The following is a 14,601-nucleotide window of genomic DNA, read 5'->3' as shown; positions in this document are numbered from 1 at the left end:
ATAGTAATGAGGTGATAGATATGAAACGACATCATAAACTTTTAAAACTTATCTATGCAGGTTTCACGACCCAGGAGTTACACAAGATATATAATGTTTACCATTCCTTTGATTTAAATTTTCTTCAGCTCAAGCCTATACTGCGACAAATTCTTAACTGCCATGAGCGAACGCTGGATAATAAGTTATCAAAGTTTCAAAATCTGAAAATCAAGATGCTGATAGAAGAACTTGAAAATAAGGAGATTACCCCAATCTATTTTGATTCAGAATTGTACCCACAACTACTGCTTGAAATTTATGATTATCCCTTTGTTTTATTCGCAAAAGGCAATATTAATCTTCTTAACTATACGAATGCTTTAGCAATTGTAGGGAGCAGAGATGCAACGCATTATACAGCAGATGCCCTGGACCAGATTGTACCTGAACTGATAAAAAATAATATATACATCGTCAGTGGCCTGGCAAAAGGTGCAGATAATTATGCGCATCTGGCATGCAACTTTTATGGAGGGCATACGATTGGCGTCCTTGCATACGGTCATGATTTCATCTATCCGGCAGAGACTGCTTTAATAAGAAGGCTGATGGAAAAACGTCACATCGTGATAAGTGAATATCCACCGACTACACCGATACAAAAGTTTAGATTTCCAGAACGTAATAGAATTATCAGCGGTCTTGCTCAAGGTATCCTGATCACGGAAGCAAAGGAGAGAAGTGGGAGCTTGATAACACTGGATCAAGGTTTGGAACAGAATAGGAACATCTATTGTCTGCCGGGACCTATCGTTCATGAACTTTCAGCAGGATGTAACAAAAGAATCAAAGAAGGGGCAAAGCTTGTTCAATGTACACATGATATTATAGAAGATTATTTTTTTCCTGATATTTCAAAAAATTAAAACTATATTTATGAGTTTTATTTGACAATCACTTACATATACGTATATTATTTATCATTGAAAACAATTAAGTAAGAGGGGGATATACAATTGGCAGAAAATCTCGTCATTGTTGAGTCGCCTGCAAAAGCTAAAACCATTGAAAAATATTTAGGGAAGAAATTTAAAGTTGTCGCATCTATGGGGCATGTACGTGATCTACCACGTAGCCAGATGGGCGTTGATACCGAAAATGATTTTGAACCAAGATATATAACGATTAGAGGAAAAGGGCCTATCGTTCAAGATTTAAAAAAACATGCAAAGCGCGCGAAGCATGTCTATCTTGCAAGTGACCCGGACCGTGAAGGTGAAGCGATTGCCTGGCATTTGGCACATATACTGAATATAGATGAAAAAGCAGCGTCCAGAGTTGTATTCAATGAAATTACAAAGGATGCGGTCAAAGAGAGTTTTAAGCATCCAAGACAAATTGAACAGAATCTTGTTGATGCACAGCAAGCACGACGCGTACTGGACCGTCTCGTAGGCTATAACATTTCTCCGGTATTGTGGAAGAAAGTTAAAAAGGGGCTTTCGGCCGGCCGTGTTCAATCTGTAGCACTTAAGCTTATTATTGATCGAGAAGAAGAAATCAATGCATTTAAACCAGAGGAGTACTGGACGATTGATGGATTGTTTGAATATGACAAAAAACAGTTCAAGGCAAAGTTCTTACATGAGAATAATAAGCCTAAGAAATTAAAACAAGAAGACGATGTTAAAGCGATTGTCAAACAACTGAAATCAGATGCATTTGAAGTAACGGATGTGACTAAAAAAGAAAAGCTCAGAAATCCTGCACAACCATTTACGACGAGTTCACTCCAGCAGGAAGCTGCTCGTAAGCTAAACTTTAAAGCCCGTAAGACGATGATGCTTGCTCAGCAATTATATGAAGGAATAGACTTGAAGAAACAAGGTACAGTGGGTTTAATTACTTATATGCGTACGGATTCTACTCGTATTTCAGATACTGCAAAGAACGAGGCTGCGAGCTATATTGAAGAACATTATGGTAAATCATACTTGTCTAAACGCACTAGTAAGAGTGGCGGTGCTCAAGATGCACATGAGGCAGTACGTCCAACATCGGTGATGCGTACGCCTTCGGAGATGAAAGCTTATCTTTCTAGAGATCAGTTACGTCTATACAAATTGATCTGGGAGCGTTTTATGGCAAGTCAAATGGCTGCAGCAGTCATTGATACGGTCAGTGTAGACCTTGTTCAGAATAATATTAAATTCAGAGCAAATGGTCAGACGATTAAGTTTAAAGGATTTATGAGTGTGTACATCGAAGGTCAGGATGAAGAAACTGAAGATGGAGAGAATAAATTACCGGTCCTGGAAGTGGGTGATACAGTTAAGGCTGTTAATATCGATGAAAACCAACATTTCACGCAACCACCTCCGCGCTATACTGAAGCCCGTCTTGTTAAAACGATGGAAGAAAAAGGTATTGGTCGACCTTCAACGTATGCACCAACTATAGATACGATCCAAAAGCGTAATTATGTAAAGGTAGACCAGAAGAAATTTTATCCGACAGAGCTTGGAATCATTGTCAACGAGTCTGTTAAAGAATATTTCCCTGAAATTATTGATGTTGATTTCACGGTGAATATGGAAACATTATTAGACAAAATTGCCAGTGGAGATATGGAATGGAAGAAGGTCATTTCAACTTTTTATGGTGATTTTAAAACTCATGTTGAACGTGCGGAAGCAGAAATGGAAAAGATTGAAATCAAAGACGAACCAGCAGGAGAAGATTGTGAGAAATGTGGTTCTCCGATGGTATATAAAATGGGACGTTACGGTAAATTTATGGCCTGTTCAAATTTCCCTGACTGCAGAAATACAAAAGCAATCGTCAAAACTATTGGTGTAGCGTGTCCAAAGTGTAAAGATGGCGAAGTTGTTGAACGTAAATCTAAGAAAAATAGAATTTTTTATGGCTGTAGCAATTTTCCGGAATGTGATTATATTTCCTGGGATAAACCTATTGCAAGAAATTGTCCGAAGTGTGACACACAGCTTGTGGAACGTAAAAAAGGAAAGCAGACACAAGTTGTATGTACGAATTGTGATTATGATGAGAAGCCTCAATAGCACATCCATAAATAATCATGTTAATCTGAGAACAGATTTGAAATATAATCTGTTCTTTATTATTTTTTCGATTTTTGTGAAAAATGAATCTGTTTTTAATAATAATAGTTTATTTCATTACAAAATTGTAATACAATCATGAAGGATATTCAGGAGGAGATAATATGACAACTGTAAATATAATTGGTGCTGGTCTTGCCGGTAGTGAAGCGGCATACCAATTAGCAAAACGAGGTATTAAAGTTAAACTATATGAAATGAGACCGGTAAAGCAGACCCCTGCTCATCATACAGACAAATTTGCTGAACTTGTCTGCTCAAATTCATTACGAGGTAATGCGTTGACGAATGCTGTCGGTGTCCTTAAAGAAGAGATGCGTAGACTCGACTCATTGATCATTAAAGCTGCTGATAACGCAAGTGTACCTGCAGGAGGAGCATTAGCTGTAGATAGACATGAATTCAGTGGATATGTGACAGATACATTAAAGCAACATGCAAATATTGAAGTTATCAATGAAGAAATTACAGAAATACCAGATGGACCGACAATTATTGCGACTGGCCCATTAACTACTGAAAGCTTATCGAAACAGATTCAGGCGCTAACAGGACAAGATCATCTTTACTTCTATGATGCAGCTGCACCTATCATTGAAAAGGATTCGATCGATATGGACAAAGTATATTTGAAGTCTCGTTATGATAAAGGCGAGGCTGCATATTTGAACTGTCCGATGACAGAAGAAGAGTTCAATACATTCTATGATGCTTTACTTGAAGCAGAAGTAGTACCATTAAAGGAATTCGAAAAAGAAATTTACTTTGAGGGCTGTATGCCGTTTGAAGAGATGGCAAAGCGAGGACGTAAAACGCTATTGTTTGGACCGATGAAGCCTGTGGGTCTAGAAGATCCTAAGACTGGGAAACGTCCGTACGCAGTGGTTCAGCTACGTCAAGACGATGCAGCTGGAACACTTTATAATATTGTAGGTTTTCAGACGCATTTGAAGTGGGGCGCACAAAAAGAAATATTAAAGCTGATTCCTGGTCTTGAAAACGTGGAAGTGGTCAGATATGGTGTTATGCACCGTAACACGTTTATCAATTCACCGACAAATCTACAGCAGACGTATCAATTTAAAGGCAATGACAGTCTATTTCTTGCAGGTCAGATGACAGGTGTAGAAGGTTATGTGGAAAGTGCAGCAAGCGGATTAGTAGCAGGAATCAATATGGCTAAATACGTTGAAGATAAGCCGGTTATCACATTCCCTGAAAATACAGTGATTGGTTCAATGGCATATTATATTACGCATACGAACAGCAAGAACTTTCAGCCGATGAATGCCAATTTCGGGCTCTTACCAAGTCTGGATAAACGTATTAAAGATAAAAAAGAACGATATGAGGCGCTCGCAGCACGTGCCTTAGCCTCTTTAGAACATTTTAAAGTTACTTTATAGTGTTTTAGTTGTGTGTCAATTTTAAATTGTGATAGAATTCAGATAAATAGGAGGGCTGTATGGATACTAATGATTTGCAAAGGTTCTTAACTTACTTGAAGAATGAGCGTAATTTTTCAGACCATACTGTTACTGCCTATAAAAATGATGTATTGCAGTTTATTGCGTTTTTAGAACAGGAACAGTTAGATTTTAGAACTTTTGAATATCGTGATGCGAGAAATTACCTCGTGAGTCAATATAATAAAGGGCTTGAACGTACGACGGTGTCGAGAAGAATTTCTGCATTACGCTCTTTTTATGGGTTTTTATATGATGGAGATGAAAGTAATCCCTTTGTACAGCTTGTCCATCCGAAACAAAAGAAGTATCTGCCCGAGTTCTTCTATGAAAAAGAGATGACTTTATTGTTTAATAGTATCGACATGTCAAAACCGTTCGCAGTAAGGGATAAGTTTATACTTGAAATGCTGTATGCTACGGGAATGCGTGTTTCGGAGTTTATTGAGCTGAAGAGTGATGCGTTCGATCTGGGACTTATGACAGTAAAGGTGATGGGTAAAGGGCGTAAAGAAAGAATTATTCCTTATGGTGCCTATGCACATCGGTCACTACTAGATTATGTGGATTTTAGAAACAGCATGACGATAACGCATGACTATCTACTGATCAATCAGCGGGGAGGCCCTCTGACTGCTAGGGGACTGACGTATATTCTTGATATGCTGATCAAAAGGAGCAGTGCAGATGGACATATCCACCCCCATAAATTAAGACATACATTCGCAACACACTTATTGAATAACGGAGCAGATTTGCGTACTGTTCAGGAATTGCTTGGCCATGTCAATTTATCGACAACAAGCAAATATACGCATATAACGAAAGCACACTTAAGAAATTCATATTTAAACGCACATCCAAGAGCATAAGGAGTGGAAGAATGAATAATCAATTACATGCTACGACAATCTTTGCAATCAGACATAATGGTCGAGCGGCGATGAGCGGTGATGGACAAGTGACACTCGGGCAGCAGGTCATTATGAAACAGACTGCAAGAAAAGTGAGAAGACTGTTTAATGATGAAGTCGTTGCAGGATTTGCCGGCAGTGTTGCAGATGCATTTACACTATTTGAAATGTTTGAAGCAAAGCTTTATGAATATAATGGTAACTTATCACGTGCAGCAGTTGAGCTGGCAAAAGAATGGCGTGGCGACAAAATGTTACGTCAACTTGAAGCGATGCTGATTGTTATGAATAAAGATGAACTGCTTGTCGTGAGCGGTACAGGCGAAGTAATACAGCCTGATGACGATATTATTGCGATTGGTTCAGGCGGGAATTACGCGCTAAGTGCAGGGCGTGCATTAAAGCGTCATGCAAGCACGTTGAGCGCGCGTGATATTGCACAGGCTTCTTTAGAAACAGCAGCTGATATATGTGTATTCACAAATCATAATATTATTATTGAAGAAATTTAGGAGGCATATCATGAAGTCAGCGAACTTAACGCCAAGACAAATCGTTAGTCATCTTGATGAACATATTATCGGTCAGCAGGATGCAAAGAGGAAGGTGGCGGTAAGCTTGAGAAATCGTTACCGTCGTATGGCACTAGATGATGAGATTCAAAAGGAAGTTATTCCTAAGAATATATTGATGATCGGGCCGACGGGTGTCGGTAAAACAGAGATAGCGAGACGAATGGCAAAGCTGGTTGGCGCCCCTTTTGTGAAAGTAGAAGCAACTAAATATACAGAAGTCGGTTATGTAGGTCGAGATGTTGAAAGTATGATCAGGGATCTTACGGAAAATGGTGTCAGGTTAATTAAAGAGAAGAAAAAACAGGAAGTTCTAGAAGAAGCTAAACGAAATGCAGAAGAACGCCTTGTTAAATTGCTCGTCCCAGCGATGAAGAAAAAAGAAAATAAAGCTGGAAATCCATTTGAAATGCTGTTCAATCAAACCATCCAAGAAGAAGAAGACGCACCTGATGAGCAAGTAAAATTAAAACGTAAAGATATTCAAGCTCAACTGAAAGCAGGAAAATTAGAGGATGAAACTGTCAAGATTAAAGTAGAGCAGGAATTTAAAGGATTGAATATGTTCGGTATGGATATGCAGAACAATCAAATGCAGGATATGTTCAGTCAGATGATGCCTAAGAAGAAGGTTGAACGTACCTTAAAGGTTTCAGATGCAAGGGAAGTTCTGATTGATGAAGAAGCAACAAAGCTGATTGATGAAGAATCAATGCATAGTGAAGCTGTAGCCTTAACAGAGCAGTTAGGAATCGTATTTATCGATGAAATAGATAAGATAGCTGGGGGTAATCAAGGCCCGGATGTTTCAAGGCAAGGTGTTCAGCGAGATATATTACCGATTGTCGAAGGTAGTGTGGTTCAGACGAAATATGGAGTGGTTAATACGGAGCATATCTTATTCATAGGTGCCGGGGCTTTCCATGTATCGAAGCCAAGTGACTTGATTCCAGAATTACAAGGAAGATTTCCGATTCGTGTGGAGCTTGATAAGCTATCGGTGGATGATTTCAAAAGAATATTAAAAGAACCGAAACTATCACTGTTAAAACAGTATGAAAGCTTACTGGCGACAGAAGATGTTACTATCAATTTTACGGATGAAGCAATTGACAGGCTCGCGGAGATGTCCTATGAAGTGAATCAGGAAACTGACAACATAGGTGCAAGACGCCTACATACAATTTTAGAAAAGATGCTTGAAGATCTGCTGTTTGAAGCTTCGGAAATGCCGAATGCACACGTAGATATTACTGCACAATATGTGGATGCTAAATTAGGAAATATTACAAAAAATAAAAATTTAAGTGAATTTATACTTTAAAGGAGTGCCTTTTAATAATGGAATTATTACAAAGAACGAGAAAGATTAATAAACTTTTACAGGAACATAAAGGGATTGCAGTTGACTTCAAAGAAATGGCAGACTATCTTGGTTCAGCGATGCAATCTAATGTGTTCATCCTATCACGTCGCGGAAAGTTATTAGGGTTTGGCGTTAATGAACTACTTAAGAATGAACGCATTATCAAGATGCTTGAGGAACGTCAGTTTCCAGAAACATATGTTGAGCTACTTTTAAATATCGATGAGACAAAGAGTAATATTCAAATAGAGAATGACCTGTCCGTGTTTCCGTCTGAAAATGCTGACTTATTCGCTCAGTCTAATACGGTTATTATCCCGATAAAAGGGGGCGGTACGCGTCTTGGAACGCTTGTATTAGCTCGTGTAGACAGAGCATTTGATGATGAGGATCTTGTACTTGGAGAATATGCGGCCACTGTAGTAGGTATGGAAATTCTGCGTGAAAAGCACGCTGATATTGAAAATCTTGCAAGAGATAAGGCTGCAATCAATATGGCTATTAATTCATTGTCTTATTCAGAGAAAGAAGCGATTGAACATATCTTTGATGAACTAGGGGCATCAGAAGGATTACTTGTTGCTTCTAAAGTAGCAGATAGAGTCGGAATCACGCGTTCAGTTATCGTTAATGCACTTCGTAAGCTTGAAAGCGCAGGAGTCATCGAATCACGCTCGCTTGGTATGAAAGGTACATTTATCAAAATTAAAAAAGAACATTTCTTAGAGGAACTGTCTGCGTCTCATTAGTCAATGTGATAAACATGTAAGATTATAAGAAATAAATTATGTTTCTTGTGCTTTTTGATTTTTATTATTGAATGTAATATTGATTTATGTTATATTAATCTATGGCTAAAAAGCCAAATTCACACATTACAGATAAGTATTTCGGACGGTGCAACATCTGTTGTTTCTGAAATTGCCTGTAATGGCGGAATAAAACCAATTAGGAGGAAATTAAAATGGCAGTAATCTCAATGAAACAATTGCTAGAAGCTGGTGTTCACTTCGGTCACCAAACACGTCGCTGGAACCCAAAAATGAAGAAATATATCTTCACTGAAAGAAATGGTATTTATATCATCGACCTTCAAAAAACAGTTAAGAAAGTTGAAGAAGCTTACAACTTCGTAAAATCTATTTCTGAAGAAGGCGGTACTGTATTATTCGTAGGTACTAAAAAACAAGCACAAGAAGCAATCAAAGAAGAAGCAGAACGTGCAGGTCAATTCTTCATCAACGAACGTTGGTTAGGTGGAACATTAACAAACTACAAAACAATTTCTAAACGTGTAAAACGTATTTCAGAAATTGAAAAAATGGAAGAAGACGGTACTTTTGATGTACTTCCTAAAAAAGAAGTAGTTGAACTTAAAAAAGAATATGATCGTTTAATCAAATTCTTAGGTGGAATTCGTGAAATGAAATCTATGCCTTCAGCATTATTCGTAGTAGACCCTCGTAAAGAGCGTAACGCGATTGCAGAAGCTAAGAAATTACACATTCCAATCGTTGGTATCGTAGATACAAACTGTGATCCAGATGAAATCGATTACGTAATCCCTGCAAACGATGATGCGATTCGTGCCGTTAAATTATTAACTGGTAAAATGGCTGATGCAATCTTAGAAGGTCGTCAAGGCGTATCTAATGAAGAAGTTGCAGCTGAACAAAATATTGATTTATCTGAAGAAGCAGAAGTTAAAGCAGAAGAAACAACTGAAGCTTAATTGAAATAAAAGTGATAAGTGTATAACATTTATCACTTTTTTTAAAAGCTAAAGCATTTGCTTTAGTTTTAATTAAAATTTTAGTAAAATAAAACCGTAAACATAAATCTCTGGAGGTATTATACATGGCTATTACAGCACAATTAGTTAAACAATTACGTGAAAGAACAGGCGCAGGTATGATGGACTGCAAAAAAGCATTAACTGAAACAAACGGAGATATCGACGCAGCCGTTGACTACTTACGTGAAAAAGGGATTGCAAAAGCTGCTAAAAAAGCTGACCGTATCGCTGCTGAAGGTACAACTTATGTTGCTTCTAGTGGCAACACTGCAGTTTTATTAGAGTTAAACTCTGAAACAGATTTCGTTGCACGTAATGAAGGTTTCCAAGCATTAGTTAAAGAAATGGCAGATCATATTTTAGCAACTAAACCAGCTGATCTTGATGCTTTAATGGCGTCTGAAATCGAAACTGGTAAAACTGTTGAAACTAAATTGAACGAAGCAATTTCTACAATTGGTGAGAAATTAACTTTACGTCGTTTCGTATTAGCTGAAAAAACAGATGCAGATGCATTTGGAGAATACTTACACATGGGTGGACGTATTGGCGTATTAGCAGTAGTTGAAAATTCAACTGATGCTGAAGCTGCAAAAGACGTTGCAATGCACATCGCTGCATTAAATCCTAAGTTCGTTTCTCGCGAACAAGTTTCTGCTGAAGAATTAGAACATGAAAAAGAAATTTTAAAACAACAAGCATTAAATGAAGGTAAACCAGAAAATATCGTTGAAAAAATGGTAGAAGGTCGTCTACGTAAATATTTAGAAGAAATTTGTGCGGTTGATCAGCCATTCGTTAAAAATCCAGATCAAACTGTTGCTGAATTCTTAAAATCAAAAGGTGGTTCATTAAAATCATTCGTACGTTATGAAGTTGGGGAAGGTATCGAGAAACGTCAAGATAACTTTGCTGACGAAGTAATGGGTCAAATGGGTAAATAATGTTCTGATAAAGACACTTCGGTGTCTTTTTTTATACATAAAAGGTTAGAAAAACTACATATAATGATTTATTTAACAGAAGATTATTGATATAATGGCTATAGTTTTGTGTACAATACACATATTTTGAGAGGACGGGTAATAATGATTGAAACTTCTAAATATAAACGTGTCGTATTAAAGTTAAGTGGAGAAGCGCTTGCCGGAGAAACAGGCTTTGGCATTAATCCGTTTGTGATTAAAAGTGTAGCGAAACAAGTGGCAGAAGTAGCAAAGATGGATTGCGAGATTGCTGTAATCGTAGGCGGGGGTAACATATGGCGCGGTAAAACGGGAAGTGACCTAGGTATGGACCGTGGTACTGCTGACTATATGGGGATGCTTGCTACGGTAATGAATTCATTAGCATTACAGGACTCTTTAGAACAATTGGATTGTGACACGCGTGTGCTAACTTCAATTGAGATGAAGCAAGTTGCAGAACCTTACATTCGACGTCGAGCGATACGCCATCTTGAGAAAGGTCGAGTTGTCATCTTTGCTGCTGGTATTGGAAATCCTTATTTCTCAACAGATACGACAGCTGCATTACGTGCTGCGGAGATGGAAGCAGATGTCATCCTTATGGGTAAGAATAACGTAGACGGTGTATATTCAGCGGATCCGAAACTTGATCCAAATGCGAAGAAATATGAAACATTAACATATATTGAAATGTTACAAGAAGGGCTGCAGGTAATGGATTCAACAGCAAGCTCATTCTGTATGGACAATGATATTCCACTCGTGGTATTCTCAATTATGGAAGATGGTAATATTAAACGTGCTATTATGGGTGAAGAGATAGGTACTACCATCACAAAATAAAATTTAGGATCAAAGGAGAAAAAGAATGACAACTGAAATTATGAATGAATTAAAATCAAAGATGGAAAAGAGTATCGAGAGCTTACAGCGTGACTTTGCTGCAATTCGTGCGGGCCATGCAAATGCTAATCTATTAGATCGTGTATCTGTAGTTTATTACGGTGCTGAAACACCAGTTCAGCAATTAGCAGGTATATCAGTTCCTGAACCAAGAATGCTGTTAGTTACACCTTATGATAAAACATCGATTGATGATATTTTAAAGGCAATCAATATGGCAAACCTCGGTGTTAACCCAACTTCAGACGGAAATGTAATCCGTATTACAGTGCCAGCTTTAACAGAAGAACGCCGTAGAGAACTTGTTAAAGAAGCTAAGAAAGAAGCTGAGAATTCAAAGATTGCGATTCGTAATATTCGTCGTGATGCAAACGATGCACTTAAGAAAGCTGAAAAAGCAGGGGATATTACTGAAGATGATTTAAAATCATTTTCTGATGATGTTCAAGCCGAAACTGATAAATTTATTAAGAAGATTGATGAATTAACTGCTTCTAAAGAAAAAGATATTTTAGAAGTATAGTATAAGTGTAATAAAATAAATTATAGTTTGAATAAATGGCGAGCCAAATCATTTTTTTGGCTCGACCTTTTTTTGTGATTTTCATGAATATACATATATCTTATGTTAAAATAAATGAATAAGTTGAATTACGGAGGCCGCTATGTTCCCATTTAAAAAAAGGAAAGTGACAGAAAACATTCAATTGAATAAGGCGCATATTCCGAAACACATTGCTATTATAATGGATGGTAATGGGAGATGGGCGAAAGCTAAGAAGATGCCGCGCATCAAAGGGCACTACGAAGGCATGCAGACAGTAAAGAAGATAACAGGACATGCAAGTGATCTGGGTGTAGAATATTTAACATTGTATGCATTTTCTACTGAAAACTGGTCGCGACCTAAAGATGAAATAAATTATTTAATGAAGTTACCAGGAGATTTCTTAAATACCTTTCTTCCGGAATTAGTTGCAAAGAACGTGAAGGTAGAGACGATCGGATTTATTGATGATCTGCCAGAGCACACAAAGCATGCTGTACTAGAGGCGAAAGAAAGAACAAAGGATAATACAGGATTGAAGTTAGTATTTGCATTGAACTACGGTGGCAGAAAAGAAATTATCTCTGCGGTACAGTTAATTGCAGAACAATATAAATCTGGAGAGATTTCATTAGATGAAATCAATGAATCTCAGTTTAATGAATTTCTATTTACAAAAGGCATGCCAGATCCAGAACTTCTCATTCGTACATCTGGCGAAGAGCGCTTAAGTAACTTTCTAATCTGGCAATGTTCGTATAGTGAGTTTGTGTTTGTAGATGAATACTGGCCAGACTTTACAGTACAAAGTTTAGATAAGTGTATTTCAATATACCAGAATCGACATAGACGATTCGGTGGACTATAAGGAGTAAATCATGAAAACGAGAACGATTACTGCGATAATCGCAATGGCAGTTTTTTTGCCTGTAGTTGTATATGGAAAGCTGCCACTATTAATTATGGCATACTTACTTGCGATTGTAGCGCTTAAAGAAGTATTAAATATGAAGAATATCAAGCTTTATTCATTACCTGGCATCATTAGTGTCATTGCGCTATGTTTAATTATGTCACCAGAAAAAAGTAAGCTTGTTGCGCTTGATTATCAGGTTCCTTTTTTGATATTAATGAGTTTGATTATGCTTAGTTATACAGTGATGAGTAAGAATAGATTTAATTTCGTAGATGCTGCATTTTGTATGCTTGCAGTTGCATATATTGGGATTGGTTTTATGTATTTCTACGAGACGCGTAATAACGGTCTGATTTATATCTTATTTGCTTTGCTTATCGTATGGGTCACAGATACAGGTGCATACATATTTGGGCGTTTATTTGGCAAGAATAAGCTGTGGCCAGAAATCAGTCCCAATAAAACGATAGAAGGCTTTGTAGGAGGTATTCTAAGTTCTACGATAATAGCAATTATATTCAGCATCAATTATGATATGCCACTATCGATCTTGCCACTGATCCTAGTAACTTGGTTATTCAGTATGTTCGGTCAGCTCGGTGATTTAGTGGAAAGTGCATTAAAGCGTCATTTCGACGTTAAAGACTCAGGGAATCTTCTGCCGGGTCACGGTGGGATTCTTGACCGCTTCGATTCATTTATCTTTGTATTACCTTTAATGAACATATTGTTGATCAGTTTCAAGTAAATCATAGTATCTCTTTATAGCTACAACCCTATTCGTGCCTTGTTTAATCATGAATAGGGTTATTTTTTGTGGTAGATCAGTATTTGAATTTCTTATGACGATTGCAAGATTTATGATAGAATAAAGCTATTAAACGTAAAAAAGGTGAAGCAATGAAAAACATAGGAATATTAGGTGCCAGTGGTTCAGTTGGTACACAAGGATTAGACATTATAAGACAATATCCGGATACTTATAAGCTTGTAAGTTTCTCAGTCGGTAAGAATTTAGAGCTGGCAAATAAAATTATAGAAGAATTTAGGCCGGATATCTGCTGTGTACAAGATAAAGAAGATATAGATAAGATTCAATCATCATCTATTAAAGTCGTATATGGTAATGACGGATTGATGGAAATAGCTGCATATGTCAAAAATGACATGCTCTTAAATTCAATTATGGGGAGTGTCGGCTTAAAGCCTACTGTGCATGCGATTAAGCACGGCATCGATATTGCGCTTGCCAATAAAGAGACGCTTGTTGTTGCAGGAGAAATTATTATGCAGCTCGCACGTGAATACAATGTGAATATTATACCTGTAGATTCAGAACATTCTGCTATCTTTCAGTGCTTGAATGGTGAAGATCATAAACATATTGAGAAACTGATTATTACGGCGAGTGGAGGTTCATTTAGAGAGTTATCTCGCGAGGCACTGAAAGATGTCACTGTACAGGATGCACTGAAACATCCGAACTGGTCGATGGGCAAGAAGATTACAATTGATTCTGCGACAATGATGAATAAAGGACTTGAGGTCATTGAAGCAAGATGGCTGTTTGATATGCCGATCGATAAAATTGAAACTTTGTTACATAAGCAAAGTATCATACACTCAATGGTAGAGTTCAATGATACAAGTGTGATTGCTCAGCTTGGAACACCGGATATGCGTATGCCTATTCTTTATGCATTTAGTTATCCAGATCGTCTCGCGCGTAAAGCAGAACGTCTAAATCTTGCTGAAGTTGGTCAGTTGGACTTTAAAGCGATGGATTTTGATAGATATCGATGTCTGAAACTCGCCTATGATGCGATCAGTATTGGTGGCACGATGCCAGTTGTAATGAATGCAGTCAACGAAGTTGTCGTACAGCAGTTTTTAGATGGAGAGATTGGTTTTTTAGATATTGAGACAATTATTGAACGTGAAATGAATACACATGATGTGATACAAAGTCCGGATCTTGAAACCATTCTTGAAATTGATGCACAGTATAAGTCAAGAAAGTATGAGGTGTAGC

General features: G+C 37.5%; 14 protein-coding genes. All 14 read left to right on the top strand.

The genetic code is table 11. The annotated features are described in order from the left end of the window. Nucleotides 1-20 precede the first annotated feature (20 nt). The 14 genes from dprA (at nucleotide 21) to dxr (ending at nucleotide 14,600) form a co-directional block, all read left to right on the top strand. On the top strand, nucleotides 21-908 hold the full coding sequence (gene dprA / locus CD152_RS01945) for a DNA-processing protein DprA (protein WP_103214296.1): 888 nt from the start codon (nucleotides 21-23) through the stop codon (nucleotides 906-908). 84 nt (nucleotides 909-992) lie between these two features. Beyond that, nucleotides 993-3,062 (top strand): type I DNA topoisomerase, encoded by a 2,070-nt coding sequence (gene topA / locus CD152_RS01940; protein ID WP_103214295.1) that lies wholly within the window; start codon nucleotides 993-995, stop codon nucleotides 3,060-3,062. A 164-nt stretch (nucleotides 3,063-3,226) separates the two neighbouring features. Next, the gene (gene trmFO, locus CD152_RS01935) at nucleotides 3,227-4,528 is read left to right on the top strand and encodes an FADH(2)-oxidizing methylenetetrahydrofolate--tRNA-(uracil(54)-C(5))-methyltransferase TrmFO (protein ID WP_012656742.1); all 1,302 of its coding nucleotides are present in this window, start codon (nucleotides 3,227-3,229) and stop codon (nucleotides 4,526-4,528) included. Nucleotides 4,529-4,587: 59 nt separating this feature from the next. After that, a complete protein-coding gene (locus tag CD152_RS01930; protein WP_086038567.1) occupies nucleotides 4,588-5,460 on the top strand; it encodes a tyrosine recombinase XerC in 873 nt (290 codons plus the stop codon). 11 nt (nucleotides 5,461-5,471) lie between these two features. Further along, the gene (gene hslV, locus CD152_RS01925) at nucleotides 5,472-6,014 is read left to right on the top strand and encodes an ATP-dependent protease subunit HslV (RefSeq protein ID WP_012656744.1); all 543 of its coding nucleotides are present in this window, start codon (nucleotides 5,472-5,474) and stop codon (nucleotides 6,012-6,014) included. A gap of 10 nt (nucleotides 6,015-6,024) precedes the next feature. Further along, nucleotides 6,025-7,398, top strand: a complete 1,374-nt coding sequence (gene hslU, locus CD152_RS01920; protein ID WP_086038568.1) for an ATP-dependent protease ATPase subunit HslU — start codon at nucleotides 6,025-6,027, stop codon at nucleotides 7,396-7,398. A 17-nt stretch (nucleotides 7,399-7,415) separates the two neighbouring features. Beyond that, on the top strand, nucleotides 7,416-8,189 hold the full coding sequence (gene codY, locus CD152_RS01915) for a GTP-sensing pleiotropic transcriptional regulator CodY (RefSeq protein WP_086038569.1): 774 nt from the start codon (nucleotides 7,416-7,418) through the stop codon (nucleotides 8,187-8,189). 215 nt (nucleotides 8,190-8,404) lie between these two features. Beyond that, complete coding sequence (gene rpsB, locus CD152_RS01910; protein WP_086038570.1) at nucleotides 8,405-9,172, top strand: 30S ribosomal protein S2; 768 nt, start codon at nucleotides 8,405-8,407, stop codon at nucleotides 9,170-9,172. A 125-nt stretch (nucleotides 9,173-9,297) separates the two neighbouring features. After that, entirely contained in the window at nucleotides 9,298-10,179 is an 882-nt protein-coding gene (gene tsf, locus CD152_RS01905) for a translation elongation factor Ts (protein ID WP_012656748.1), read from the top strand. A 144-nt stretch (nucleotides 10,180-10,323) separates the two neighbouring features. Then, the gene (pyrH, locus tag CD152_RS01900; protein WP_012656749.1) at nucleotides 10,324-11,046 is read left to right on the top strand and encodes a UMP kinase; all 723 of its coding nucleotides are present in this window, start codon (nucleotides 10,324-10,326) and stop codon (nucleotides 11,044-11,046) included. A 25-nt stretch (nucleotides 11,047-11,071) separates the two neighbouring features. Further along, nucleotides 11,072-11,629 (top strand): ribosome recycling factor, encoded by a 558-nt coding sequence (gene frr, locus CD152_RS01895; RefSeq protein ID WP_086038571.1) that lies wholly within the window; start codon nucleotides 11,072-11,074, stop codon nucleotides 11,627-11,629. 142 nt (nucleotides 11,630-11,771) lie between these two features. Beyond that, the gene (locus CD152_RS01890; RefSeq protein WP_103214294.1) at nucleotides 11,772-12,521 is read left to right on the top strand and encodes an isoprenyl transferase; all 750 of its coding nucleotides are present in this window, start codon (nucleotides 11,772-11,774) and stop codon (nucleotides 12,519-12,521) included. 10 nt (nucleotides 12,522-12,531) lie between these two features. Continuing rightward, nucleotides 12,532-13,317 carry a phosphatidate cytidylyltransferase gene (locus tag CD152_RS01885; protein WP_086038572.1) on the top strand — a complete coding sequence of 262 codons (786 nt, stop codon included), beginning with the start codon at nucleotides 12,532-12,534 and terminating at the stop codon, nucleotides 13,315-13,317. A gap of 152 nt (nucleotides 13,318-13,469) precedes the next feature. Continuing rightward, entirely contained in the window at nucleotides 13,470-14,600 is a 1,131-nt protein-coding gene (gene dxr / locus CD152_RS01880; protein ID WP_101140662.1) for a 1-deoxy-D-xylulose-5-phosphate reductoisomerase, read from the top strand. Nucleotide 14,601: the final 1 nt, after the last annotated feature.

The sequence above is a fragment of the Macrococcoides caseolyticum genome (genome assembly GCF_002902665.1).
GTDB classification, from domain to species: Bacteria; Bacillota; Bacilli; order Staphylococcales; family Staphylococcaceae; genus Macrococcoides; species Macrococcoides caseolyticum.
Note: the sequence above shows the minus strand (reverse complement) of the source record. Positions and strands in the feature narration are given on the sequence as shown.

Excerpts from the sequence above, each read along its gene's own strand:
- dprA (WP_103214296.1), top strand. The coding sequence starts at position 21 with ATGAAACGACATCATAAACTTTTAAAACTTATCTATGCAGGTTTCACG.
- trmFO (WP_012656742.1), top strand. The coding sequence starts at position 3,227 with ATGACAACTGTAAATATAATTGGTGCTGGTCTTGCCGGTAGTGAAGCG.
- CD152_RS01930 (WP_086038567.1), top strand. The coding sequence starts at position 4,588 with ATGGATACTAATGATTTGCAAAGGTTCTTAACTTACTTGAAGAATGAG.
- hslV (WP_012656744.1), top strand. The coding sequence starts at position 5,472 with ATGAATAATCAATTACATGCTACGACAATCTTTGCAATCAGACATAAT.
- hslU (WP_086038568.1), top strand. The coding sequence starts at position 6,025 with ATGAAGTCAGCGAACTTAACGCCAAGACAAATCGTTAGTCATCTTGAT.
- codY (WP_086038569.1), top strand. The coding sequence starts at position 7,416 with ATGGAATTATTACAAAGAACGAGAAAGATTAATAAACTTTTACAGGAA.
- rpsB (WP_086038570.1), top strand. The coding sequence starts at position 8,405 with ATGGCAGTAATCTCAATGAAACAATTGCTAGAAGCTGGTGTTCACTTC.
- tsf (WP_012656748.1), top strand. The coding sequence starts at position 9,298 with ATGGCTATTACAGCACAATTAGTTAAACAATTACGTGAAAGAACAGGC.
- pyrH (WP_012656749.1), top strand. The coding sequence starts at position 10,324 with ATGATTGAAACTTCTAAATATAAACGTGTCGTATTAAAGTTAAGTGGA.
- frr (WP_086038571.1), top strand. The coding sequence starts at position 11,072 with ATGACAACTGAAATTATGAATGAATTAAAATCAAAGATGGAAAAGAGT.
- CD152_RS01890 (WP_103214294.1), top strand. The coding sequence starts at position 11,772 with ATGTTCCCATTTAAAAAAAGGAAAGTGACAGAAAACATTCAATTGAAT.
- CD152_RS01885 (WP_086038572.1), top strand. The coding sequence starts at position 12,532 with ATGAAAACGAGAACGATTACTGCGATAATCGCAATGGCAGTTTTTTTG.
- dxr (WP_101140662.1), top strand. The coding sequence starts at position 13,470 with ATGAAAAACATAGGAATATTAGGTGCCAGTGGTTCAGTTGGTACACAA.